Raw genomic sequence first — 22,356 nt, 5'->3', positions numbered from 1 at the left:
ACCACCGGGGAGGGTTCACTCAATGGCGGCGCAGTTCGGTTTGAGGCTCCGCAAGGGAGCGGCGACCACCGCTCTGGCCGCGGCCGCGGTCGCGGCACTGGCCGCCTCCCAGGCTCCGGGAGTGACCACCGACAGCGCAGGCAGACAGACCACCGGTTCGCCCTCGCCCGACGCGAGCCCCCAGGCCGACGACGCCGCATCCGACTCCCGCTATTACACGGACCTTCCGCCCCTCGACAGCCCCACCCCGACGCCCGGCACGGGCGACTCCTCGGGCACGACCGCCGCCGGTGAACTCGGCATACCCGCGACCGTCCTCGACGCCTACAAGAAGGCAGAGGCGTCCCTGCGCGAGTCCAAGCCCGGCTGCAACCTGCCCTGGCAACTCCTCGCCGCCATCGGCAAGGTCGAGTCCGGCCAGGCCAGTGGCGGCCGCGTCGACGCCGACGGCACGACGTACACGAAGATCCTCGGCCCGGTCCTCAACGGCGGCGAGTTCGCGAACATCAGCGACACCGACAACGGCGCGTACGACGGCGACAGCACGTACGACCGGGCGGTCGGCCCCATGCAGTTCATCCCCTCCACCTGGGAGTGGGCGGGCCGCGACGGCAACAGCGACGGCGCCAAGGACCCCAACAACATCTACGACGCCGCCCTCGCCGCCGGCCACTACCTGTGCCGCTTCGACTGGGACCTGTCCAACGACGGCAACCTCCGCAGCGCGATCCTCAGCTACAACAACTCGACGGCGTACTACAACACCGTCATCTCGTGGCTGGAGTCCTACCGCAGGGGCAGCCATGAGATCCCGGACGGCACCGGCTCGCTGCCCGAGACGCCGAGCGGCAACGGCAACAACGGCAACAACAACGGCAACGGCCGCGGCGGCCCCACGACGAGCCCCAGCCCGACGCCGCCGAAGACGGAGAAGCCGGGCACCGACAAGCCGGGCGGCGACAAGCCGGGCACCGACAAGCCGGGCGGCGGTTCCACCACTCCGCCGACCCCACCGCCCACCACCCCACCGCCGCCCACGCCCACCGACACGGTGCACCACCTGGAGGACGCCGGCACGGCGGACCTCACCGCGACGGCCGGCGACACCTTCGCCGGGAAGATCACCGCCCGCACCGAGACCGAGGCGGGCAAGGCCGTCGCGAAGGTCCGGGTCCGCTTCACCATCGTCGGCGACACGGACACCACCTTCACCGGCGGCGAGAGCGTCGCCACCATGGTCACCAACAGCTCCGGCACGGCCACCGCCCCGGCGCTCGTGGCCGGCGAGAAGACCGGCGACGTCACGATCCGCGTCACGGTCGTGGGCCGCTCGGTGGCCGCCCTCGACTACACGGCGACCGTCACCGCCCGCCAGGCCGATGCCCTCGCCCGCACCACCACCACCGCGCTGACCTGCGTCCCGGGCGGCGAGTTCGCCGAACAGGTCGAGGTGAAGGCCACCAACAAGGGCGAGGTCGCCGACAAGGTCGCGGTGAAGGCGACGCTCATCAAGTCGGTCCTCGACCCGACCGCCAACGACAAGGGCCCCTACTTCAAGGACGCCGACGGCAAGCCCGTACGCGCCCTCACGGCCCTCGAAACCGACGAGAACGGCCTGCTCAAGCTGCCGAAGCTGTACGCGGACGACACCGTCGGCACGTTCCTGCTCCGCATCGAGGCCGAGGGCGGCGGGATCATCACCGTCGAACTGAAGGTGGAGGCGGCGGCCGAGTCGGCGTCGCCGAGCCCCAGCGCGTAGTCCGGCCTTACGGTCCTTCATGCTCCATACGACATCCGCGGCGCCACTCTTTCGCAGAGGGGCGCCGCAGGTGTGTGCGACCTGTTCTCATCTCACCCGACCGTTGCTACGGTGCCGGATCTGACGAAGTATCAGTTCCGGTCCGCCAGGAGGCCGTACCGGGAGGCCGTAGTCGGGAGGTCCCATGCGTGCCCTCGTCGCCGCCGCGACCGGTCTCGCCCTGGCGTTCGCCCTGGCCTTCACGATCACACTGCTGGGCTCGACGACCGGCGAGACGTCACCGAAGCCACTGCTGACGACCGTGCCCGCACATCCGTGACCACCCGGGAGATCCGGGAGGGAGGCCGAGATGCGCCGTAGGACAGGCCTGATCCTGCTCGCGCTCGCCGTGTTCTTCGCGGCGCTGTCCCCGCTGCTGCGCTGGTACGTCTTCCCGAGCGTGGCGAAGATCCCCGCCAACCAGTACCAGGACATGGTCCTGGAGGCGAAGGACGCGACCCTCCTCGACTACGGCACGTTCACCGAACGCAAGGTCTCCAAGGTCACCATCGTGCAGACCCTCAAGGGCAACGTGGAGGCCTCCGAGAAGATCGAGAAGACGGCCGGCCGGGACGTCGTCGTCTGGGACGGCCTCTCCTACGTCCAGGGCCCCGACGGCGAGATGGTCTCCAGGATCCCCGAGCGCTACATCTTCGACGCCCACACCCAGGAACCCGTCCACGCCACCGGTGAGATGGTCGACGGCGACCCCGTCCGGCGTGAGGGTCTGGAATTCAAATGGCCCTTCCTCACGGAAAAGAGGGACTACGAGTACTTCGACGCCCAGGCAAGGGTGACCGCCCCGATTCACTACAAAGGGACACAGGACTTCCGGGGCCTGGAGGTCTACTACTTCGAGCAGACCATCCCCTGGACCGAGGTCCCCTTCCCCCGGACCATGCCCGTCGACGGCATCACTCGGGAGACGGTCGCCGAGACGGGCACGACCCGCTGGTACACCACGGTCCGCAAGTTCTGGGTGGAGCCCGTCACCGGGGCCCCCGTGTACGGCGAGGAGATCCACAAGGAGGAACTGCGCGGCGGCACACTCCTCGGCGACCGCGACAAGGTGACCGCCTTCGCCGGCCACGTGAAGATGCGCGAGGACTACATCGAGCACACCGTCGACATGGTCAAGTCCCAGCGCCTCCTCGTCCTCCTGATGACCTCGTACCTGCCCTGGGGCTTCCTGGGCCTGGGCGTCCTCCTCCTGGCCCTCGCCCTCTACGTCGAGGCCCGCGGCCGCAGGCCCGGCGACCCCGAGTCCAGCAAGGCGTCGGCGCCCGAGCCGGTCAGCGCCTGAGCCGCGCGTTCGTGTACCGCGTCGGCTCGGCCGTCGCCGGATCCTCCGGCCACGGGTGCTTGGGATACCGGCCGCGCAACTCCGCCCGTACCGCCCTGTACCCGTCCCGCCAGAACGAGGCCAGATCGGCGGTGACGGCGGCCGGCCGCCCCGCCGGGGACAGCAGGTGCACGAGCACGGGAACCCCCGCCAGCACGGGCGACTCCTGAAGCCCGAACATCTCCTGCAACTTCACCGCGAGCACGGGCTGCTCCGGCCGCGCGTAGTCGACCCGCACCCGGGACCCGCTCGGCACCTCGATCCGCTCGGGCGCCAACTCGTCGAGCCGTACGGCCTCCCCGGAGGCCCACGGCAACAACCGATTCAGCGCCTCCCCGGCGTCGATCCGCCCGAGATCGGCCCGCCGCCGGGCCCGGCTCAACTCGGGCTCCAACCAGTCGTCCACGCGCGCGTGCAGAGCACTGTCGGAGACATCGGGCCAGGGCTCGCCGAGACGCGCGTGGAGAAAGGCGAGCCTCTCCCGCAACCGCTCCGCATCCCGCGACCACCGCAACAGCCCGAGCCCCTCGACACGCAACCCCTCGACCAACGCCTCCCGTACGAGCCCGGCCGCGGCGTCCGTCAACGGCCGCACCGCCAACTCCACAGCCCCCAGCCGCTCGACCCACCGAGCCACGACATCCCCGTCACGCCACCGAACCTCGTCCCCCCGGCCGAGCAAGCCCCCGGCCGCCTCCCGGGCGATCCCCTCGTCGACAACAGCCCCAAGCCGTACACGCGCGTGCCCAGCCCCCACAGGCCGATCAGCCACAGCCGCGGCCAGCCACCGGGCACCCCGCAACCCCGACCCCTCCCCGACCTCGGCCCGCGTCCCGGACGCCATCAGATACGACCCCTTGTCCCCCTTGGCCACCCGCTCAGGAAACGCGAGCGCGACAACAAGCCCCACAGCCCGATCGTCGTCGACGCCCGCCGACTCGCCCGCCCCGGAGTACGCCACCTCCGCGACGCTCCGACGTCCAGCCCCAATGCCCCCGACGCCGGCCGCGTCCCCCGAAACCTCCGCACGACCGCTGCCGCTGTCAGCGCCGCTGTGCGCGTCCGCCCTGTCGCTGCCGCCGCGCCTGTCGCTGCTGCCGCCGCGGTTCGCGCCCAACCTCTCCCTGCCGCCGTTCGTGCCCTGCCTGCTACTGCCGCCGCGGTTTGCGCCTTCCCTCGTGCCGCCCTCGTCCCGTGGAGCGTCGGCGTTCGGTTCGTCCGGGAAAGAGTCGTGGGCGGGTTCTGGGTGGGTAAGGGGCCGCGCCGGAGGCTCGGGCGCCGACGCGGCCCGCAGACGCCGTACCTCCGTACGCCAGCGACCGGCGTAGGCGTCACCCCCGCGCCGGACGCCCCGCAGGACCGCGGCAAGGTCGTCGCCGTACTCCCGCGGGGGCTCCTCGCTCAACAGCGCGACGACCTCCGCCGCCCGGTCCGCTCCCACCAGCGGCGCCGCGTCCAGAAGAGCGCGGGCCAGCCGGGGGTGCAGGCCCAGCCGCGACATGCGTACACCCCGCTCCGTGGCCCGCCCGGCAGGGCCCACCGCACCCACCGCCGACAGAACGTCACGCGCCGCCGCCATCGCCCCGCTCGGCGGCGGGTCCAGCAGAGCGAGCCCCGAGGCTTCGGGATCGCCCCAGCAGGCCGCCTGGAGGGCGAACGCCGTCAGATCGGCCACCTCGATCTCCGGCGCCGGAAAACGCGGCAGACGGCCGTCCTCGGCCTCCGCCCAGCACCGGTACACCGCCCCGGGCGCCTCACGCCCGGCCCGCCCCGCCCGCTGCGACCCGGCCGCCTGCGAGGCCCGTACGGTCGTCAGGGCGCTCAACCCGCGCGCGTGATCGACGCGTGGCTCCCGGGCCAGCCCGGAATCCACGACCACGCGTACCCCCGGCACCGTCAGCGACGACTCCGCCACCGAGGTCGCCAGCACCACCCGCCGCCGCTCCGCCCCGGCCAGCACCGCGTCCTGCACGGCCGCCGGCGCCCGCCCGTGCACCTGGAGCACCTCCACGTCACCGAGCCCCGCCAACTGCCCGGCGACCCGCGCGATCTCACCCACCCCGGGCAGGAAGCACAGCACGTCCCCCGACCGCTCGGCCAGCGCCCGCCGCACCACCGACGCCACATGCGTCAGCAGTGCCGGATCCACCCGCATCCCGTGCGGCGGCCGTACAGGGCGGACCGGCGGCGCCCACACCACCTCGACCGGGTACGACACCCCCTCCGCCGCGGCCACCGGCGCCCCGCCCAGCAACCGCGCCCAGCCCTCCGCGTCCGTCGTCGCCGACGCCGCCACCAGCCGCAGCTCGGGCCGCAGCGCCTCGCGCACGTCGATCAGGAACGCCGCCACCGTGTCCGCGTCCAGATGCCGCTCATGACACTCGTCGAGCACGACCACGTCGACGCCCGGCAACTCCTGGTCCCGCTGCAACCGCTGCAGCAGCACACCGGTCGTGACGACCTCCACGCGCGCGTGCCGCCCGACGACCCGCTCCCCGCGCACCGCGTAGCCGACGCTCTCGCCGACCTTCTCGCCCAGCAGCCACGCCATCCGCCGCGCCGCGGCCCGAGCCGCGATCCGCCGCGGCTCGGCGACGACCACCCGCCGCGCCGGCCCGCCGTCCAGGAGCCCCGCCAGCGCCAGCGGCACCAGCGTCGTCTTGCCGGTGCCGGGCGGCGCCACGAGCACCGCGGCCCCCTGCGTCTCCAGGGCGTCGGTCAGACCGGGCAGGGCACCACGTACGGGCAGCGCGTCCAAGGCGTCGTAACGGATCACGCCCCCAGTGTCGTACGCCCGCGAGATCGCCCTCCACGCGCGCGTGGGACTGTTCTTCGCGTCCGTCGTATCCGTCGCGTCAGTCCCGCTCGCACACGAAGATCGCCGTCCCCGGGATCAGCCCCCCGCGCAGCGGTGACCAGCCGCCCCACTCGGAGGTGTTCCAGGCGGGCCACTCCGGCTCGACCAGGTCGACGAGCCGGAAGTCCGCCGCGACGACGTCACGGACGCGGTCGCCGATCGTGCGGTGGTGCTCGACGTACACGGCACGCCCCGCCTCGTCCTGCTCGACGTACGGCGTGCGGTCGAAGTACGAGCCGGAGACGGACAGGCCCTCCGGGCCGGGCTCGTCGGGAAACGCCCAGCGGATCGGGTGGGTCACCGAGAAGACGAAGCGGCCCCCGGGACGCAGGACACGGCGCACCTCCCGCAGCACCCGCACCGGGTCGGCCACGAACGGCAGCGCCCCGTACGCCGAGCACGCCAGGTCGAAGGAGGCGTCCGCGAAGGGCAGGTCGCCCGCGTCGGCGCACACCAGGGGGAATGATCCGCCGATCCGCAGGGCGTGCTGCAGCTGACGGTGGGAGAGGTCCAGGGCGACCGGACGGGCGCCGTGCGCGGCCAGCCAGCGCGAGCACTGCGCGGCACCGGCGCCGATCTCCAGGACGTCCTTGCCCTTCAGTTCCTCGGGCGGCCCGAGCAGCTCCGCCTCGACCTCGTCGAGCCCTTCCGGGCCCCACACGAAACGGTCGTCCCCGAGGAACGTGCCGTGTTCGATCTGGTACTCGTCCGCGTTCCGGTCCCACCAGCCCCGGTTGGCCCGGGAACTCTCCGCGACCCCTGCCTCGCGCCGGGTGGCGTCCGGTTCGGCGGATACGGCGGACCCGGCGGAAACGCTGCCCTCGGGGGTCTCGGCGGCTTCGTGGACATCGGGCTCTTGGATGATCGGCTCCCTCGTCGTACTCTTCCGTAACCTGCGTGGCGCGACCCGCCCCGGCGGTGTCACGGAAGGGGTGTGTCAGGCCTGCGTGGCCTCATGGGACAGGTTTTGTGCCGGGTATGCGGCGTTCCGCCCCGGGTGTGCGCCTTCGCGCATTGACCCTGCCTGGCTGCCCCCGTATGCTACAAGTTGCGCTGCGGGCCTGCGCACCTCAGACGTAGCAGGCTGCGCTCGCATCTGTTGTATGTCCCCTCGGTTTTCGAGGCGTCAACGGAATGTCCTGGTGATTTTCCTGGTGTGACGCTTCCTTGGCTGTCCGGCTTCTTCAGAGCGATACGGGCTCCCGGCGTAGCAGTACCTACGACTTCAATGTCCGTACCGGAGCCCTTTCCCACATGACGAGCAGCACCGAGACCACCGCCACCACCCCGCAGGTAGCGGTCAACGACATCGGTAACGAGGAAGCCTTCCTCGCCGCGATCGACGAGACGATCAAGTACTTCAACGACGGCGACATCGTCGACGGCGTCATCGTGAAGGTCGACCGGGACGAGGTCCTGCTCGACATCGGTTACAAGACCGAAGGTGTCATCCCGAGCCGCGAACTCTCGATCAAGCACGACGTCGACCCGAACGAGGTCGTCGCCGTCGGTGACGAGATCGAGGCCCTTGTCCTCCAGAAGGAGGACAAGGAAGGCCGCCTGATCCTCTCGAAGAAGCGCGCCCAGTACGAGCGTGCCTGGGGCACCATCGAGAAGATCAAGGAAGAGGACGGCATCGTCACCGGTACCGTCATCGAGGTCGTCAAGGGTGGTCTCATCCTCGACATCGGCCTCCGCGGCTTCCTCCCGGCCTCCCTGGTCGAGATGCGCCGCGTCCGCGACCTCCAGCCCTACGTGGGCAAGGAGCTCGAGGCGAAGATCATCGAGCTGGACAAGAACCGCAACAACGTGGTCCTGTCCCGCCGTGCCTGGCTGGAGCAGACCCAGTCCGAGGTCCGCCAGACGTTCCTCACGACCCTGCAGAAGGGTCAGGTCCGCTCCGGCGTGGTCTCCTCGATCGTCAACTTCGGTGCCTTCGTGGACCTGGGTGGCGTCGACGGTCTGGTCCACGTCTCCGAGCTGTCCTGGAAGCACATCGACCACCCGTCCGAGGTGGTCGAGGTCGGCCAGGAGGTCACCGTCGAGGTCCTCGACGTCGACATGGACCGCGAGCGCGTCTCCCTGTCGCTGAAGGCGACCCAGGAAGACCCGTGGCAGCAGTTCGCCCGCACCCACCAGATCGGCCAGGTCGTGCCCGGCAAGGTCACGAAGCTGGTTCCGTTCGGTGCGTTCGTCCGCGTGGACGAGGGCATCGAGGGTCTGGTCCACATCTCCGAGCTGGCCGAGCGCCACGTGGAGATCCCGGAGCAGGTCGTCCAGGTCAACGACGAGATCTTCGTCAAGGTCATCGACATCGACCTCGAGCGTCGTCGCATCAGCCTCTCGCTGAAGCAGGCCAACGAGTCCTTCGGTGCCGACCCGGCCTCGGTCGAGTTCGACCCGACCCTGTACGGCATGGCCGCGTCCTACGACGACCAGGGCAACTACATCTACCCCGAGGGCTTCGACCCCGAGACCAACGACTGGCTCGAGGGCTACGAGAAGCAGCGTGAGGAGTGGGAGCGCCAGTACGCCGAGGCGCAGACCCGCTTCGAGCAGCACCAGCAGCAGGTCATCAAGTCCCGCGAGGCCGACGCCGCTGCGGCGGCCGAGGGTGGCGACACCGCGGGTGCGGCTCCGGCCGCGGGCGGTGGCTCGTACTCCTCCGAGGGTGCGGACACGTCCGGCGCTCTCGCGTCGGACGAGGCGCTCGCCGCGCTCCGCGAGAAGCTGGCCGGCGGCCAGAGCTGAACGCTCACCGCTGAGGCTTAGCCGATAACGCTTCGGGCCCGCATCCTTCCTGGATGCGGGCCCGAAGTGCGTGGGGATGCCGCGCGAAACATGTGCGACATGCGTGTGGCCGGCGGGTTGTCATCGGTCGCTGGGAGGCTTCCTCGGTCGTTCGTTGGCCATCGAGGTGTTCACCAACGGGGACTGACTCAGCCACACCGTCGCCTGGCAGCACGGCGCGTGCGAGTCCGCCCGGAAGGCCGTGAGCGTGCTCCACGCGCGCGTGCTGCGGGCATGGGACGGATTCCGGGAATGCCGGGCCCCCGCGGCGCGTTGTGAAGTACGAACACGAGGAGGAGCGGTCACAGTGCTTGATCCGCAGGGTTTGTACGCATGGGAGCCGAAGGGCCTGGCAGTCGTCGACACGGCGCTCGCCCAGGAGTCGGCGGGACTTGTCATGCTCTACCACTTCGACGGATACATCGACGCGGGTGAGACCGGCGACCAGATCGTCGAACGGCTGCTCGGCTCACTGCCCCACCAGGTCGTCGCCCGCTTCGACCACGACCGGCTGGTGGACTACCGGGCACGGCGCCCGCTGCTGACGTTCAAGCGCGACCGCTGGACCGAGTACGAGGAGCCGACGCTCGACGTGCGGCTCGTCCAGGACGCCACGGGGGCGCCCTTCCTGCTGCTGTCCGGGCCGGAGCCGGACGTGGAGTGGGAGCGCTTCGCGGTGGCCGTCCAGCAGATCGTGGAGCGGCTCGGCGTCCGCCTCTCGGTGAACTTCCACGGCATCCCCATGGGCGTACCGCACACCCGCCCGGTGGGCCTCACCCCGCACGGCAACCGCGCCGAGCTGGTCCCCGGCCACCGCAGCCCCTTCGAGGAGGCCCAGGTACCCGGCAGCGCCGAGTCACTCCTCGAATACCGCCTCATGCAGGCCGGACACGACGTGCTGGGTGTCGCCGCGCACGTGCCGCACTACATCGCCCGCTCGCCCTACCCGGACGCCGCGCTGACCGTTCTGGAGGCGGTCACGGCGGCCACCGGACTGGTCCTGCCCAGCGTCGCGCATGCCTTGCGCACGGAGGCGCACCGCACGCAGACCGAGATCGACCGGCAGATCCGGGAGGGCGACGACGAGCTCGTCGCTCTCGTACAAGGACTCGAGCACCAGTACGACGCCGCCGCGGGCGCCGAGACGCGGGGCAACATGCTCGCCGAGCCCGTCGAGATCCCGTCCGCCGACGAGATCGGGCTCGAGTTCGAGAAGTTCCTGGCGGAGCGGGAGGGCGAGGGCTGAGGCCTTCGCGTTCCTCCTCCAGAGCCGTGGGAGGCCCTGAGTTTCAGGGCCTCCCACGGCTCTGTCAGTGGCAGGGCATAGGCTTCCGGGCATGCTGAAAGTGGGTCTCACCGGCGGTATCGGCGCCGGCAAGAGCGAGGTGTCGCGGCTGCTCATGGAGTGCGGCGCCGTGCTGATCGACGCGGACCGGATCGCGCGCGAGGTCGTCGAACCCGGCACCCCCGGGCTCGCGGCGGTCGTCGAGGCCTTCGGCGAGGGCGTGCTCGCGCCGGACGGCAGCCTGGACCGGCCCAGGCTGGGCTCCATCGTGTTCGCGGACCCCGCGAAGCTCGCCACGCTGAACACGATCGTGCACCCCCTGGTCGGCGCCCGCTCCAGAGAGCTCGAGAACGCCGCCGCACCGGACGCCGTCGTCGTCCACGACGTCCCCCTCCTCACCGAGAACGGCCTCGCCCCGCTCTACGACCTCGTGGTCGTCGTCGACGCCGCCCCCGAGACCCAGCTCGACCGCCTCGTACGCCTGCGCGGCATGACGCAGGAGGACGCACGCGCGCGGATGGCCGCCCAGGCGACCCGCGAGCAGCGCCTGGAGATCGCGGACATCGTCATCGACAACGACGTACCCCTGGACGACCTGCGCCGACGCGTACGGGACGTATGGGCGGACCTCATACACCGGGCACAGCGGACACAGGAGCCCCGGGAGCGGTCCGAACACTCACAGGAATAGCGGGCTCTCAGCGCGCGTTGAACCGTCGCAGCGAGGGAAGGACTCAGCCGTGCCCGAGATCAGCGGTTCCACCGGACGTACCCCGGAGACGCATGTCATCGACTTCCGCGCTGCCGAGCAACTCCTCGCCGCGAGCGACCCGCGGGGCGCGGTGAAACTGCTCGACCGAGTCATCGCCGAGCACCCCGAGAACACGGCTGCCCGGCTGCTGCGCGCGCGAGCCTTCTTCGCAGCCGCTCAACTGCGGCCCGCCGAGCTGGAGTTCACGATCGTCCTGGAGCGCGAGCCGGACAACGCGTTCGCGCACTTCGCCCTCGCCCGTACCTACCAGCGCCAGGCCCGCCCCGACCAGGCGAAGCGGCACTTCCGGCTCGCCGCCGCACTCGACCCGAACCCGCAGTACCTGGAAGCGGCGCGGTTCGACTCCTGACGACTCAGGGGCCTGAGGGGACCTCCGGTGAGGATCCTTACGGGTGGTGGGGGCCCGGTGGCGGGTACGGCGGGATGTCGCGGCCCGGCTGGTAGTGCGGGCCCTGGCGGATGTGGCGCAGGATCATCACCAGATCCAAGGTGACGATCAGCGACAGCGCGCCACAGGCGACGGCCCAGCCGGGCCGGTCGGCGACGGCGAAGGCCGCCGTTCCGGCGATCGCCCAGATCAGACCCCATACGCTCAACCAGAGCCGCATCCGCAGGGCACTGCGTGCTGTCGTCGGTTCACTGCCGGTACGCATCAGGATCATCGCTCCTAAGGCGAACGTACTCTTCGGCTCATGCGTTCTCCAGGAGACGGGGTGGTGTGAAGGGGGAGGCGCCGTGCTGCTGGATGCGTTGCGAACGGACGAGAAGCTCGCCGAGTGGCTGGAGCGGCTGGAGGAGAGCGAGAACGCCGCGGCGGTGGAGGCTCGGCTTCCGGACGCCGACGAGCTGCCCGATGCCCTGGTGGACCTCGCCGTGCCGTACGAGGACGTCAACGACCTGGTCACGCTGCGGCGCGTACTGGCGGACGACGAGGAGGCGACCCGGCTCCTCGAGCGGTGCGTCGGCGGCCTGGTGCGGGACATGGGGAAGATCGGCAAAGGGCTGGGACTCCCGCCCTTCCCGCTGGAATCGGGTCCGCTGGGTCGCTACTTCCCCGTGTACGTCTTCGTCGCCGCCCTGCCGTACGTACGCGCGTACCACCACGAGCGCGGGATCCCCGACGACGTCTCGCGCCGAACCATGGCCGACCTCGGACGCGGCCTGGTGCTGCACCGCCGGCGGTACGGAGCGGGCGGGTTGGTCGCGCCGACCTGGTTCTCGCTGCACTTCCACGGGGAGTTGTTCCAGCTGGGGCGGCTGCAGTTCCAGCGAGCGCGGCTCGGCGGACGCGAAGGCGTCGCGCTCGCGGCCGCAGGACTGCAACTGCGACCCGGGGACCCGTGCCTCGACCTGCACATACCCGACTACGCGGGACCCCTGACCCCGGAGGCGTGCGACCGGTCGCTGGCACTGGCCCGGGAGTTCTTCGCGCTTCACTTCCCGGAGGAGCGGTACGAGGCGGCCTGCTGTCACTCCTGGCTCCTCGATCCGCAGCTGAAGCGGTATCTGCCGGCGGAGTCCAACATCGTCCGCTTCCAGGAGCGGTTCCGGATCAGCTGCGGGAACCGCGAACCGGAGGACCATCTGCCCGTGCGGTTCGTGTTCGGAGACCCTGACCTGCCGCTGGAGACACTGCCGCGCCGGACCAGCCTCGAACGGGCCGTCGGAGACCATCTGCGGGCGGGGCGCCACTGGTACAGCGGGCATGGGTGGTTCGCGTGGTGAGACACCAGCGTGCCTCGACCGTGCATGTTCACCCCATCGGGTGACCGATGGGCGGAACGCCCAAGCACAGACGGGCCGTTGGACGGATATGAGCATTCAGATGCGTGAGGGCTACAAGGGGACCGGACCCGGTGCGATCACCCCGGACGGCTGCGCGGTCGAGCTGTACTCGCGGCTGCCGGTGGGGGACGAGCCGGAGATCATCGCGGGCGTCGCGCCCAGGGGTGCGCGCATTCTCGAACTGGGGAGCGGGGTGGGCCGCATGACCCATCCACTGATCGAGCGGGGCTTCACCGTCACGGCCGTCGACGAGTCGGCCGAGATGCTGGAACGGGTGCGCGGCGCCCGGACGATATGCAGCCCGATCGAAGGGCTCGCCCTGGATGAGAAGTTCGACGTCGTGCTGCTCGCGTCGTTCCTCGTCCACACCGGAGACCCCGAGGTACGCCGCGGGATGCTCGCCACCTGCCTGCGGCACGTCGCGGACGACGGCTTCGTACTGATCCAGCGGGAAGGGGAGGACTACCACACCAACGTGCCACGGGAGCGGGTCGACCCCCGCGGCTTCACCGTCCGCATAGCCTCGACCGAACCGATCGGAGACGGGGTCAACTCCGTGTTCGTCGAGTACTTCTTCCCGGACGGGGAGTGGACCCAGACGTTCCGTACACGGCCGCTCACCAAGGAACAGTTCGAGGAGGCGATGGACGAGGCGGGGCTGAAGGTGGACCGATACCTGACGGAGGACCGGATCTGGGTGAAGGCGGTGTGCCGGTGGGGTGACGGCGGTGCCGGTGGGGTGAAGGCGGTGCCGGTGGGGTGACGGCCGCTGCCGGCGGGGTGGGGGAGAGGCGGGGCGAGGCGGAGGAGGGCGGGAGGGGAGGGGGGAGAGGGAGAGGGGCGATAAAGGCGGCGCGAATTTACGGCGGGCACCGATGAGTTCGGCGCAGTGCCTCGGTCTACCTCTGTGACAGCAACACGGAACTGCTTCACTCAGGAGAACCCCATGTCCGAGACCACCGCTCCCGTCACCCGAGTCGCCGCCTCCGGCGCGAACGGCACCGCTCGTAGCAGGCGTGCCCGGATCTCGTTGAGCGCTCTGCAGATCGTGCTCGCGCTCTTCTACGCGCTCGCGAGCGCGCTGCCCAAGCTGATCGCGCACCCGTCGGCCGCCGAGTCCTTCGAGACGCTCGGCTGGGGCAGCGCGGGGATGTACACCATCGGCGCGCTCGAACTGGCCGGGGCGATCGGGCTGGTGATCCCCGTGCTGGCCCCGGTCGCGGCGGGGGCGTTGGGCGCGCTGATGGTGGGGGCGTTCATCACCCAGGTCGCCGTCTTCGACGGGGAGTACGCGGCGACTCCGCTCATCCTGATGGTCCCGCTCGTCGTGATCGCGTGGGCGCGGCGCCAGGACGCGGCCGGGCTGGTGCGGCTCGTACGACGGGAGGCGTGATCGCCGCTCATCTGATCGCCGCTCACGTGACCGCCGCGGTGATGTCCGCGCGGAGGACAGCGCCGAGGGGCTTCCCGGTGGAGGACGGGAAGTCCCCCGGCGCTGTCCTGCGGCGGCGCAACACGCGGGCTCAGGAGCCGCCGGTCCCGCCGAAGCCGCGGAGGCGCTCCAGGTCTCGGCGGTCGCGTTTGGTGGGGCGGCCGGTGCCTCGGTCGCGGATCCCTGCGGGGGCGGTGGCCTCGCGGGGCGGGGGCGGCGGTGAGTTGTCGATGTAGCACTCGGCGGCGACGGGCGCGCCGACCCGCTTACGGATCAGACGCTTGACGATGACGATCCGCTCATGCCCCCCGGCCTGGCGCAGCCGTACCTCGTCGCCGACGCGGACCGAGTAAGCGGGCTTGACGCGTTCGCCATTGACCTTGACATGACCGCCCCGGCAAGCAGTGGCGCCCATCGAACGGGTCTTGACCAGACGGACCGACCAGATCCAGCTGTCGATGCGCACGGTCTCGCCGCCCACCGGGCGAGCGGCCTCGGCGGCCGCCGCAGCGCCGGAATCCCGGTTCGTGGTGCCCGGGCCGTGCGCCCGCGCGTCCGTACCTTCAGAAGCCATGCCTCGACCTTAGCTCGCCGCCGTGGCCCGGGGAGGCGATGAAGCCGTCGGTGAATTCAGGCAGCGGGCAGTGCGCGGCAGGCAGCGATTGGCGGATTTGTCCCAGCGGTACGTCGCGAGCGAGGCGCTTTGCCGAGACGAAACTGCCAATCGCCGAGCGCCCACGAGATGCGCCCACGAGATGCGCCCACCGCGTCAGGCGATCAGCCAGCCTCCGGGGAGGCGATCACCGGCCGTACCGTGGAGGCATGGGCAGTGGCGACGGCGGTGGGATCGTTCACCTCGGTCACGGTGGTGACCAGGGGCTGGCCGCGCTCGACGCCCGGATCATCGGGTGCCGTGCCTGTCCCCGGCTGGTCGAGTGGCGGGAGGAGGTGGCCCGGACCAGGCGGGCCGCGTTCGCCGACGAGGAGTACTGGGGGCGGCCGGTGCCGGGCTTCGGGCCGCCCGACGCGGCGCTGCTGATCATCGGGCTCGCTCCCGCCGCGCACGGGGGGAACCGGACCGGGCGGATGTTCACCGGCGACCGCTCGGGCGACGTGCTGTACGCGGCGCTGCACGACGTGGGCCTCGCCTCGCGTGGCACGGCGGTCGGCCTCGACGACGGCTTGGAGCTGTACGGCGTGCGGATCACCTCACCTGTGCACTGCGCACCGCCCGCCAACAAGCCGACCCCCGAGGAAAGGGATACGTGCCGGCCGTGGCTGGTCGGCGAGCTGGAGTTGCTGCGGCCGTCGCTGCGGGCCGTGATCGTGCTCGGTGCCTTCGGCTGGCAGGCCACGCTGCCCGCGCTCGCCGCAGCCGGCTGGGACGTGCCCCGGCCGCGGCCCGTGTTCGGGCACGGCATCCACGTACCGCTCGACGGGCTCGACCTCTTCGGCTGCTTCCATGTGAGCCAGCGCAACACCTTCACCGGCCGGCTGACCCCCGCGATGCTCCGCGAGGTTCTGCGTACGGCGGCCAGGGCGGCGGGGTTGAGCATCACCTCGTAGTCGGGGCCGGCTCGTGACCGGCGGAAAAGCGGCTGCCGACCGGGTCGTATGCCGGTTAGGGTCGCGCAATGCCTCTCTATCCCGAGATCGAACCGTACGACCACGGCATGCTCGACGTCGGTGACGCCAACCACGTGTATTGGGAGGTCAGCGGGAATCCGCGGGGCAAGCCGGCGGTCGTGCTGCACGGTGGGCCGGGTTCCGAGGCCAACGCCTGGTTCCCGCGCCTCTTCGACCCCGAGGCGTATCGGATCGTGCAGCTCGACCAGCGTGGGTGCGGGCGGTCCACGCCGTCGGCCGGCGCCTACGAGACCGACATGAGCGTCAATACGACCGCTCACCTCATCGCCGACCTGGAGCTGTTGCGACGGCACCTGGGGATCGAGCGGTGGCTGGTGTGGGGCGTGTCGTGGGGGTCGGTGCTGGGGCTGCGGTACGCGCAGACGCATCCGGGTGCGGTGACCGAGTTGGTCCTCACCGGGGTCGCCTCCGGTAGCGACGCCGAAGTCGCCCTGCTGACCAGGGGACTCGGGCAGTTCTTCCCGGAGGCCTTCGAACGGTTCCTGGCCGAACTGCCTGAGGACGAGCGCGAGGGGAACGCCGCGGCCGCCTACAACCGGCTGCTCGAGTCGCCCGACGCCGAGGTGCGGGCTCGGGCGGCGCGGGCCTGGACCGACTGGGAGACGGCGATCGCGGCGCAGCCGCCCCGTTCCGTCCCGCGCTACGAGAACCCGGTGTTCCGCTACTCCTTCGCCCGTACCGTCACCCACTACTGGGGCAACGACCACTTCCTCGACCAGACCGACCGCGACGGCGTCGTCCTGCGTGACGCTCCCCTGCTCAAGGGCATCCCCGGCACGCTCGTCCAGGGCAGTCTCGACCCAGGCAATCTCCTCGGTGTCGTCTGGCGCCTCCACCACGCCTGGCCCGGCAGTGAGTTGGTCCTCGTCGACGACGTGGGACACAACGCGGGCGCGCCGGACATGGCGCAGGCGTTGGTGGAGGCGACGGACAAGTACGCCAAGAGCTGAGCGTCAGACGATGCGCTGAGCGTCAGACGACGCGGGCCGCCGAGATGGGCCGGTCGGCGACGGCGTACGTCTTCGCGGAGCTGGAGTTGACGCTCCAGCGGTAGCGGGAGAACTCCCCGGTGGTGTCGGAGGCGTAGAACATCATGTGGCCGATGCCGACGCCCTGGAAGTTCGCGCCGTCGACGTCGCTGACCATGCGGGTGTCCGGATACTGGGCATAGCTGGACAGGCCGTATACGCCATGGGGGTCGGATGTCATGTCGACGACCTCGACGGCGTACTGGGTCTCGCCGCTGAAGTTCACCGACCCGGTGAAGACGTCCTTGACCTGCCGGACCATCACGATGTGGCCGGTGTTGTCGGGGTCGCTGCCGTTGTAGTCGACGGCGATCAGGTCGCCGGGCTGCAGGTCGGTGACCTTGCGGATGCGCTTGAAGTGGGGGCCGCCGGTGCCGTCCGTGAAGGCCTTGCGGTAGTCGGCGGCCTCGGGGATGCGGTCCTGGAAGTACTGCGTGAAATAGGCGTCGCTCGCCCAGCCATAGGTGTCCTTCAGCACCCAGGTGATGAAGGAGGAACAGCGGGCCTTGGCGATCCAGCTGGTCAGGTCGTCGGGCGTGCCCCAGGTGACCGTGGACGCGGAGCCGACCAGGTACTGGTTGTTCAGGTCGGCGGTGCGGCCGCTGATGACGGAGATCTCGTCGGCGCTCAGCACACGGCCGTAGGCCCGTACGTCGTCCACCGAGCCCTTGAAGCGGTTCACCGGTGCGCCGTCCCACTTGGCGCGGCCTATGTTGAAGCCCCGCGTGGCGGCCCAGGACAGCGTGGTGGCGGCGCTGCCCTTCAGTTCGCCGTTCACGTACAGGTGGATCTGCGTGCCGTCCCACACTCCGGTCAGATGTGTCCAGACACCGAGCGCGGCCGGGGTGGTGGCGACGGCGGAGACCTTGGTGCTCTGGTCCTCGCTGCGCACCTTGAACGCCCAGGTGCTGAACGCCGGGTCGTACTGGAGGAGGAAGCGGCTGGCGCTGGTGCCGTCCTGGCTGACCGCGGTGTACATGGTCGCCAGGTCGGCGGGTGAGTCGCCGTCCGCCAGGCGCACCCAGGCCGACACTGTGAAGGGGGCCGTGGTGTCGAGGACGGAGGCCGTGGCCGCGTACGCGTTGGACGTGCCGTCGAAGGTCAGGTCGCCGCCGGCGCGCAAGGTCGACCAGGACGCCCCGGAGCCGAGGGTGACCGGCCGCTCGTGGCCGGACCGGTCGGCGCCCGTGCCGTCCAGCGGCCAGTGCCCGAGGAGGCCGCCCGGCAGATAACCGGAGGCCAGGAGCCGCTGGTAGTGCACCATCCGCTCGGCCTCCGCCAGATGCGGGGCTGTGACGGGGGTGAACGGAGTGTTGAGTGGTGCGTCCGCCGCGGCGGTCCCCGGGCTCTGCACCGCTCCCGTGAACGCACCGACGCCCACGATTGCCGCTCCGCTCAACAACCCACGTCTGCTGACCATGCTGCCGTCCTCACTGCCTGAGTTGAAGGGTCGGCAGAGTGTAGGTGGGAGTGGGGGCGGGAGACCCGGGATTTTTGGGCTGTCGGTGGTGCTTACGAGTCCTGGTCCTCGCCGAACAAGTGCCGCACCGTGGAGCGGTAGTTGGTCCGGACGTGGGTGAGCGCGTGTGCCCGGGCGCGGTCCGGGTCGCCGGAGGCGATCGCCTCGTACATCTCGCGGTGTTCGGCGAGGAGTTGGGGCCACTCGGTGTTCTGGCGGGTGAGCCAGCGCAGTCGGCCGGCGACCGGTTCCATGACGGAGATGAGCAGGCTGTTGCCGGCCATGGCCAGGACACCGTCGTGGAAACGGGTGTTGACGTCGGTGATCGTCTCGGCGTCACCGGCGTGGGTCGCGGCCGCCGCCTGGTCGAGCAGGGCCGACAGCTCCGCCAGGGTCTCCGGGGTGGCGCGGGCGGCGGCGAGCCCGGCGGCGTACACCTCCAACGCCTCGCGCAGCTCGAAGAGTTCCGCGACGTCGGCCGGGGTGAGACGGCGGACGACGGTGCGGCGCGGGGTCTCGAAGAGGACGAAGCCCTCGGCCACCAGGGCGCGGATCGCCTCACGGACGGGGACTCGGGAGACCCCGAAGCGGTCCGCCAGCTCGCGCTCGACGAGCCGGTCGCCGGGGCGCAGGCGGCCCGCGATGATGTCCTGCCGCAGGGTCGCGAGGACGCGCTCGCGCACCGCGCCCAGGGGTTCGATCTTCGCTCCTTGCGGAGCCACGGAGCTCATGGGGCAATCTTCGCCGACCCCTGGGGTGTTTTACACGGCGTTAACAACAGCGACATCGGTCAGACCGGTTGACGGGAGGACCATGTCGGCAGTTTGGTATACCAAAGCCCCCCAGTGCTGGTCCGCTCCATCCTCTCCCCGTCTCCCTCGCACCTGGAGGCCCCGTGTCCCTCGCCGACCATGCCGAAGCCACCGGCACCACAGCGTTCGTCCCCGACCCCCGCCTCACCAACGAAGACCTCGCGCCCGCCGAGAAGCGCAACTGGAAGGTCTTCGACCTCTTCGCCCTGTGGATGTCCGACGTCCACAACCTCGGCAACTACACCTTCGCCGCCGGCCTGCTCGTCCTCGGCATGAACGTCTGGCAGGTCTTCACGTCGCTGCTCGTCGGCTTCGTGATCATCTACGTCGGCATGAACTGGATGGGGAAGATCGGGCAGCGCCACGGCGTGCCGTTCCCCGTGGTCAGCCGCATCAGCTTCGGTATCTGGGGCGCCAACATCCCGGCCGTCATCCGGGCGGTGATCGCCATCATGTGGTACGGCATCCAGACCTACCTCGCGTCCGTCGCCGTCAACATCATGCTGCTCGCCGCCTGGCCGGGCCTGGAGTCCTGGACCCACGACTCCTTCCTCGGCCTGCACCACCTCGGCTGGATCACCTTCGTCGCCCTCTGGCTCATCCAGGCGCTGATCATCAGCCAGGGCATGGAGTCGGTGCGCAAGTTCCAGGACTTCTGCGGTCCCGCGATCTGGATCGTCATGATCGCCCTCGCCGTGTGGATCCTCGCCAAGGCCGACTGGACGATCTCCCTCACCTCGACGCCGAACCCGGTCTCCGTGGGGGAGCAGTGGCGGCAGTGGTTCGGTGCGATCGGACTGGTCCTCGCCACGTACGGCACGCTGATGCTCAACTTCTGCGACTTCTCGCGGTTCGCGCCCGACTACAAGACGGTCAAGCGGGGCAACTTCTGGGGGCTGCCCATCAACTCGACCGCGTTCGTCGTCGTGTCGGTCATCGTCACCGCCGGATCCATCGAGGTCTTCGGCAAGGCGATCACCGATCCGGCCTACCTCGTCGCCGAGATCGGCAACACCTGGATCCTGGTTCTCGGCGCTCTGACCTTCGCCATCGCCACCATGGGCGTCAACATCGTCGCCAACTTCGTCTCACCGGCATACGACCTCGCCAATGTCTGGCCGCAGAAGATCACCTTCAAGGTGGGCGGCATGATCAGCACGGTGGCGGCGCTGGTCGTGACGCCGTGGAATCTGTTCTCCAACCCCACCGTCGTTCAGTACTTCCTCGGCGGGCTCGGGGCGTTCCTCGGGCCGCTGTTCGGTGTGATCATGCTCGACTACTTCTGGGTCAAGCGCGGGCGCATCGACGTCGATGCGCTCTTCAACGCCGAGCCCGGCTCCCGCTACTACTACCGGAAGGGCGTCAACCCCAAGGCGCTGTGGGCGTTCCTGCCCGCCGCGGCGGTCTCGGCGGTGCTCGCGCTGGTGTCGTACTTCAGCGCGGTCGCGCCGTACTCGTGGTTCATCGGTACGGCTCTGGCCGCCGGGTTGTACGCGGTGCTGTGCAGGGATGAGCGTGCGGGGGCGGGTTCGGCCTCGGGTGTGGGCTCGGACAAGGCTGTCGAGCCCACTGTTGCGGAGGGCTGAGCGTGCGCATCGTCGTCACCAACTGCAACACCACGCAGGAGATGACCGAGGAGATCGTGCGAGGTGCCCGGGCCGCCGCAGGCCCGGGCACCACCGTGACCGGGCTGACCCCCGCGTGGGGGCCCGAGTCGGCGGAGGGGTGGCTCGACAGTTACCTCTCGGCGGCCGCCGTTCTCGACACCCTGCGGACCTACGAGGAGCCGTACGACGCTGTCGTCATGGCCGGGTTCGGTGAACATGGACGCGAGGGGGCGCGGGAACTGGTGGACGTTCCCGTCGTCGACATCACCGAGGCCGCGGCCCATCTGGCGTGTCTGCTCGGGCGGCGCTATGGGGTCGTCACCACGTTGGAACGTTCGTGCGGGCAGATCGAGGACAGTCTGGAGGCGGCCGGGGTGGGGCGGAACTGCGCCGCCGTCGTCGGTACCGGGCTCGGTGTGCTCGACCTCGACGACTCCGATCGCACGACGCGAGCCTTCCTCGTTGCCGCGCAGCGGGCGAGGGATGCCGGGGCCGAGGTGCTGGTGCTCGGGTGCGCCGGGATGACCGGGCTGCAGCGGGTGGTCGGGGAGAAACTGGGGGTGCCTGTCGTCGATGGGGTGGGCGCGGCTGTGAAGCTTGCGGAGTCATTGGTGTCGATGGGGCTGATGACCAGCCGGGCGGGGAGTTATGCGAAGCCGTTGGTGAAGAGGCGGGATTGGGGGCGGCCTGGGGTGGGCCGGGGGGCCGTTTCGTAGGGCGGGTGGTCGGTTCGCCGGGTGTCTGTGTACGGGCTGGCCACCCGCCAGCCGTCCTCGCGGGCGACGCGCTCGAAGATCCCGATCTTGTACGCGAGACCCTCCGGCTCGCCGATGTCGCACCAGCGGTCGGCCCGGGCGGCCTCCGTCTCGCCTCGCACCAACGGCAGTCCCCGTACGGCGAGATGCAGCGCCAACGTCGATCGCGCGTACAGACGTACGGTGTCCCGCGGGTCCGGCATGCTCCGGTACTGCTCGGTCTCCCGCAGGCGCAGCCACGCGCCGTCGCGTCCGGCGACGAGGAGCGGAACCATCACTGGTGCTGGGGGATCTGTCGCCGCCGTACCATCGCGGTCCGACGACTCGGGTGAGCCGGTCACCAGCAGCGTCAACTCCTCCCCGTCCTCCCTGACTTCGTACCGCGGCAGATACGACAGCCGGGCCAGTCCCAGTGAATGCTTCCACGAGGTGGTCCACAGGCCGCGGCCCAGGTAGTAACGCACGGAGCTCTGCCAGGTCCAGTGCGTGTCGAGACGGAACCCGTGCAACCCCTCGGCGCGGCAGGCCCCGTAGACCGTGTCCAGCGCGGCCGAGGCGAGTCCCTGTCGCCGGGCGACGGGGTGGACGTAGAGCGAGGAGACTCGCAGGGCGCCGCCGCCCATCGGCCAGGTGTCGACGGCGATCGTCCCGGCGGGGCCGTGACCGCTCGGTGTTCTGATCCAGTACCTCCGTCGGAATTCGTCGTCGTGCGTGCACTCCTGCCCGGTCGCACCCAGCCCGAGCCGCAACCGCTTCTCGCTGGACACCGTCAGCGAGTCCGGGTCGACGCAGCTGCCGAGGGCGCCCTCGGCGAGCGAGGCGAGATCCCAGAGTCCGAAGCGGCGGCCTTCACCGAAGGTGACCGGGTACAGCAGAGGAGAGGTCGCCAGGCGCTCATGCACGCGCAGGGCTTGATCGTCTTTCATGCCTCGGAGCGTAAGGAGGACCTCGCCTCAGTCGCCCCGTCCGGGAAGGGACTTCACGGTG

The 22,356-nt window shown here is 70.4% G+C and carries 21 protein-coding genes; 14 read left to right on the top strand and 7 right to left on the bottom strand.

What is annotated here, in order from left to right:
* The first annotated feature begins 22 nt into the window (after positions 1-22).
* The 3 genes from CES90_RS01915 (at position 23) to CES90_RS01905 (ending at position 3,101) form a co-directional block, all read left to right on the top strand.
* A complete protein-coding gene (locus CES90_RS01915; protein WP_189781800.1) occupies positions 23-1,759 on the top strand; it encodes a lytic transglycosylase domain-containing protein in 1,737 nt (578 codons plus the stop codon).
* Between the two features lie 184 nt (positions 1,760-1,943).
* Positions 1,944-2,078: an SPW_0924 family protein gene (locus CES90_RS01910; protein ID WP_189781801.1), complete on the top strand. Its 135-nt coding sequence runs from the start codon at positions 1,944-1,946 to the stop codon at positions 2,076-2,078.
* A gap of 30 nt (positions 2,079-2,108) precedes the next feature.
* Entirely contained in the window at positions 2,109-3,101 is a 993-nt protein-coding gene (locus CES90_RS01905) for a DUF3068 domain-containing protein (protein WP_189781802.1), read from the top strand.
* On the opposite strand, the gene CES90_RS01900 is transcribed toward CES90_RS01905, so the two are convergent.
* A complete protein-coding gene (locus CES90_RS01900) occupies positions 3,091-5,916 on the bottom strand; it encodes an ATP-dependent RNA helicase (protein ID WP_189781803.1) in 2,826 nt (941 codons plus the stop codon). The two genes, CES90_RS01905 and CES90_RS01900, sit on opposite strands and share 11 nt — an antisense overlap.
* A gap of 79 nt (positions 5,917-5,995) precedes the next feature.
* Positions 5,996-6,922 (bottom strand): class I SAM-dependent methyltransferase, encoded by a 927-nt coding sequence (locus CES90_RS01895; protein ID WP_189781804.1) that lies wholly within the window; start codon positions 6,920-6,922, stop codon positions 5,996-5,998.
* A gap of 329 nt (positions 6,923-7,251) precedes the next feature.
* Here CES90_RS01895 and rpsA point away from each other — a divergent pair, with 329 nt between their 5' ends.
* From rpsA to CES90_RS01875, 4 genes are all read left to right on the top strand, one after another.
* Positions 7,252-8,748: a 30S ribosomal protein S1 gene (rpsA, locus tag CES90_RS01890; protein WP_031487881.1), complete on the top strand. Its 1,497-nt coding sequence runs from the start codon at positions 7,252-7,254 to the stop codon at positions 8,746-8,748.
* A 346-nt stretch (positions 8,749-9,094) separates the two neighbouring features.
* Positions 9,095-10,033: a PAC2 family protein gene (locus CES90_RS01885; RefSeq protein ID WP_189781805.1), complete on the top strand. Its 939-nt coding sequence runs from the start codon at positions 9,095-9,097 to the stop codon at positions 10,031-10,033.
* A gap of 91 nt (positions 10,034-10,124) precedes the next feature.
* Positions 10,125-10,763, top strand: coding sequence for a dephospho-CoA kinase (gene coaE / locus CES90_RS01880; RefSeq protein ID WP_189781806.1), 639 nt, complete (start codon positions 10,125-10,127; stop codon positions 10,761-10,763).
* Between the two features lie 49 nt (positions 10,764-10,812).
* Positions 10,813-11,193: a tetratricopeptide repeat protein gene (locus CES90_RS01875; protein WP_149822745.1), complete on the top strand. Its 381-nt coding sequence runs from the start codon at positions 10,813-10,815 to the stop codon at positions 11,191-11,193.
* A 37-nt stretch (positions 11,194-11,230) separates the two neighbouring features.
* Here the strand turns inward: CES90_RS01875 and CES90_RS01870 are convergent, their stop codons facing one another.
* Complete coding sequence (locus CES90_RS01870; RefSeq protein WP_189781807.1) at positions 11,231-11,506, bottom strand: DUF6343 family protein; 276 nt, start codon at positions 11,504-11,506, stop codon at positions 11,231-11,233.
* 73 nt (positions 11,507-11,579) lie between these two features.
* On the opposite strand from CES90_RS01870, the gene CES90_RS01865 reads away from it, so the two are divergent.
* From CES90_RS01865 to CES90_RS01855, 3 genes are all read left to right on the top strand, one after another.
* Positions 11,580-12,569 (top strand): acyltransferase domain-containing protein, encoded by a 990-nt coding sequence (locus tag CES90_RS01865; RefSeq protein ID WP_189781808.1) that lies wholly within the window; start codon positions 11,580-11,582, stop codon positions 12,567-12,569.
* Positions 12,570-12,657: 88 nt separating this feature from the next.
* A complete protein-coding gene (locus CES90_RS01860) occupies positions 12,658-13,392 on the top strand; it encodes a class I SAM-dependent methyltransferase (protein WP_189781809.1) in 735 nt (244 codons plus the stop codon).
* Positions 13,393-13,575: 183 nt separating this feature from the next.
* Entirely contained in the window at positions 13,576-14,022 is a 447-nt protein-coding gene (locus CES90_RS01855) for a DoxX family protein (RefSeq protein ID WP_189781810.1), read from the top strand.
* A 130-nt stretch (positions 14,023-14,152) separates the two neighbouring features.
* Here CES90_RS01855 and CES90_RS01850 read toward each other — a convergent pair whose 3' ends face one another.
* The gene (locus CES90_RS01850; protein ID WP_189781811.1) at positions 14,153-14,635 is read right to left on the bottom strand and encodes an RNA-binding S4 domain-containing protein; all 483 of its coding nucleotides are present in this window, start codon (positions 14,633-14,635) and stop codon (positions 14,153-14,155) included.
* 248 nt (positions 14,636-14,883) lie between these two features.
* Here CES90_RS01850 and CES90_RS01845 point away from each other — a divergent pair, with 248 nt between their 5' ends.
* On the top strand, positions 14,884-15,627 hold the full coding sequence (locus CES90_RS01845; protein ID WP_189781812.1) for a uracil-DNA glycosylase: 744 nt from the start codon (positions 14,884-14,886) through the stop codon (positions 15,625-15,627).
* Between the two features lie 68 nt (positions 15,628-15,695).
* Positions 15,696-16,658 (top strand): prolyl aminopeptidase, encoded by a 963-nt coding sequence (gene pip / locus CES90_RS01840; protein ID WP_189781813.1) that lies wholly within the window; start codon positions 15,696-15,698, stop codon positions 16,656-16,658.
* A gap of 22 nt (positions 16,659-16,680) precedes the next feature.
* On the opposite strand, the gene CES90_RS01835 is transcribed toward pip, so the two are convergent.
* Together CES90_RS01835 and CES90_RS01830 are read right to left on the bottom strand one after the other, a co-directional pair.
* Entirely contained in the window at positions 16,681-18,156 is a 1,476-nt protein-coding gene (locus CES90_RS01835) for a LamG domain-containing protein (protein ID WP_189781814.1), read from the bottom strand.
* A gap of 92 nt (positions 18,157-18,248) precedes the next feature.
* Positions 18,249-18,926: a GntR family transcriptional regulator gene (locus CES90_RS01830; RefSeq protein WP_189781815.1), complete on the bottom strand. Its 678-nt coding sequence runs from the start codon at positions 18,924-18,926 to the stop codon at positions 18,249-18,251.
* Between the two features lie 164 nt (positions 18,927-19,090).
* On the opposite strand from CES90_RS01830, the gene CES90_RS01825 reads away from it, so the two are divergent.
* On the top strand, positions 19,091-20,593 hold the full coding sequence (locus CES90_RS01825; RefSeq protein ID WP_189781816.1) for an NCS1 family nucleobase:cation symporter-1: 1,503 nt from the start codon (positions 19,091-19,093) through the stop codon (positions 20,591-20,593).
* 2 nt (positions 20,594-20,595) lie between these two features.
* Complete coding sequence (locus tag CES90_RS01820; protein ID WP_189781817.1) at positions 20,596-21,330, top strand: aspartate/glutamate racemase family protein; 735 nt, start codon at positions 20,596-20,598, stop codon at positions 21,328-21,330.
* On the opposite strand, the gene CES90_RS01815 is transcribed toward CES90_RS01820, so the two are convergent.
* Positions 21,261-22,295, bottom strand: a complete 1,035-nt coding sequence (locus CES90_RS01815) for a GNAT family N-acetyltransferase (protein WP_189781818.1) — start codon at positions 22,293-22,295, stop codon at positions 21,261-21,263. The two genes, CES90_RS01820 and CES90_RS01815, sit on opposite strands and share 70 nt — an antisense overlap.
* Positions 22,296-22,356: the final 61 nt, after the last annotated feature.

Source organism: Streptomyces capitiformicae, from assembly GCF_002214185.1.
GTDB lineage: Bacteria > Actinomycetota > Actinomycetes > Streptomycetales > Streptomycetaceae > Streptomyces > Streptomyces capitiformicae.
The sequence above is the reverse complement of the archived record's forward strand: the minus strand, read 5'-3'. Positions and strand labels throughout refer to the sequence as shown.

Excerpts from the sequence above, each read along its gene's own strand:
- CES90_RS01915 (WP_189781800.1), top strand. The coding sequence starts at position 23 with ATGGCGGCGCAGTTCGGTTTGAGGCTCCGCAAGGGAGCGGCGACCACC.
- CES90_RS01910 (WP_189781801.1), top strand. The coding sequence starts at position 1,944 with ATGCGTGCCCTCGTCGCCGCCGCGACCGGTCTCGCCCTGGCGTTCGCC.
- CES90_RS01905 (WP_189781802.1), top strand. The coding sequence starts at position 2,109 with ATGCGCCGTAGGACAGGCCTGATCCTGCTCGCGCTCGCCGTGTTCTTC.
- rpsA (WP_031487881.1), top strand. The coding sequence starts at position 7,252 with ATGACGAGCAGCACCGAGACCACCGCCACCACCCCGCAGGTAGCGGTC.
- coaE (WP_189781806.1), top strand. The coding sequence starts at position 10,125 with ATGCTGAAAGTGGGTCTCACCGGCGGTATCGGCGCCGGCAAGAGCGAG.
- CES90_RS01870 (WP_189781807.1), bottom strand. The coding sequence starts at position 11,506 with ATGATCCTGATGCGTACCGGCAGTGAACCGACGACAGCACGCAGTGCC.
- CES90_RS01860 (WP_189781809.1), top strand. The coding sequence starts at position 12,658 with ATGAGCATTCAGATGCGTGAGGGCTACAAGGGGACCGGACCCGGTGCG.
- CES90_RS01855 (WP_189781810.1), top strand. The coding sequence starts at position 13,576 with ATGTCCGAGACCACCGCTCCCGTCACCCGAGTCGCCGCCTCCGGCGCG.
- CES90_RS01850 (WP_189781811.1), bottom strand. The coding sequence starts at position 14,635 with ATGGCTTCTGAAGGTACGGACGCGCGGGCGCACGGCCCGGGCACCACG.
- CES90_RS01845 (WP_189781812.1), top strand. The coding sequence starts at position 14,884 with ATGGGCAGTGGCGACGGCGGTGGGATCGTTCACCTCGGTCACGGTGGT.
- pip (WP_189781813.1), top strand. The coding sequence starts at position 15,696 with ATGCCTCTCTATCCCGAGATCGAACCGTACGACCACGGCATGCTCGAC.
- CES90_RS01835 (WP_189781814.1), bottom strand. The coding sequence starts at position 18,156 with ATGGTCAGCAGACGTGGGTTGTTGAGCGGAGCGGCAATCGTGGGCGTC.
- CES90_RS01830 (WP_189781815.1), bottom strand. The coding sequence starts at position 18,926 with ATGAGCTCCGTGGCTCCGCAAGGAGCGAAGATCGAACCCCTGGGCGCG.
- CES90_RS01815 (WP_189781818.1), bottom strand. The coding sequence starts at position 22,295 with ATGAAAGACGATCAAGCCCTGCGCGTGCATGAGCGCCTGGCGACCTCT.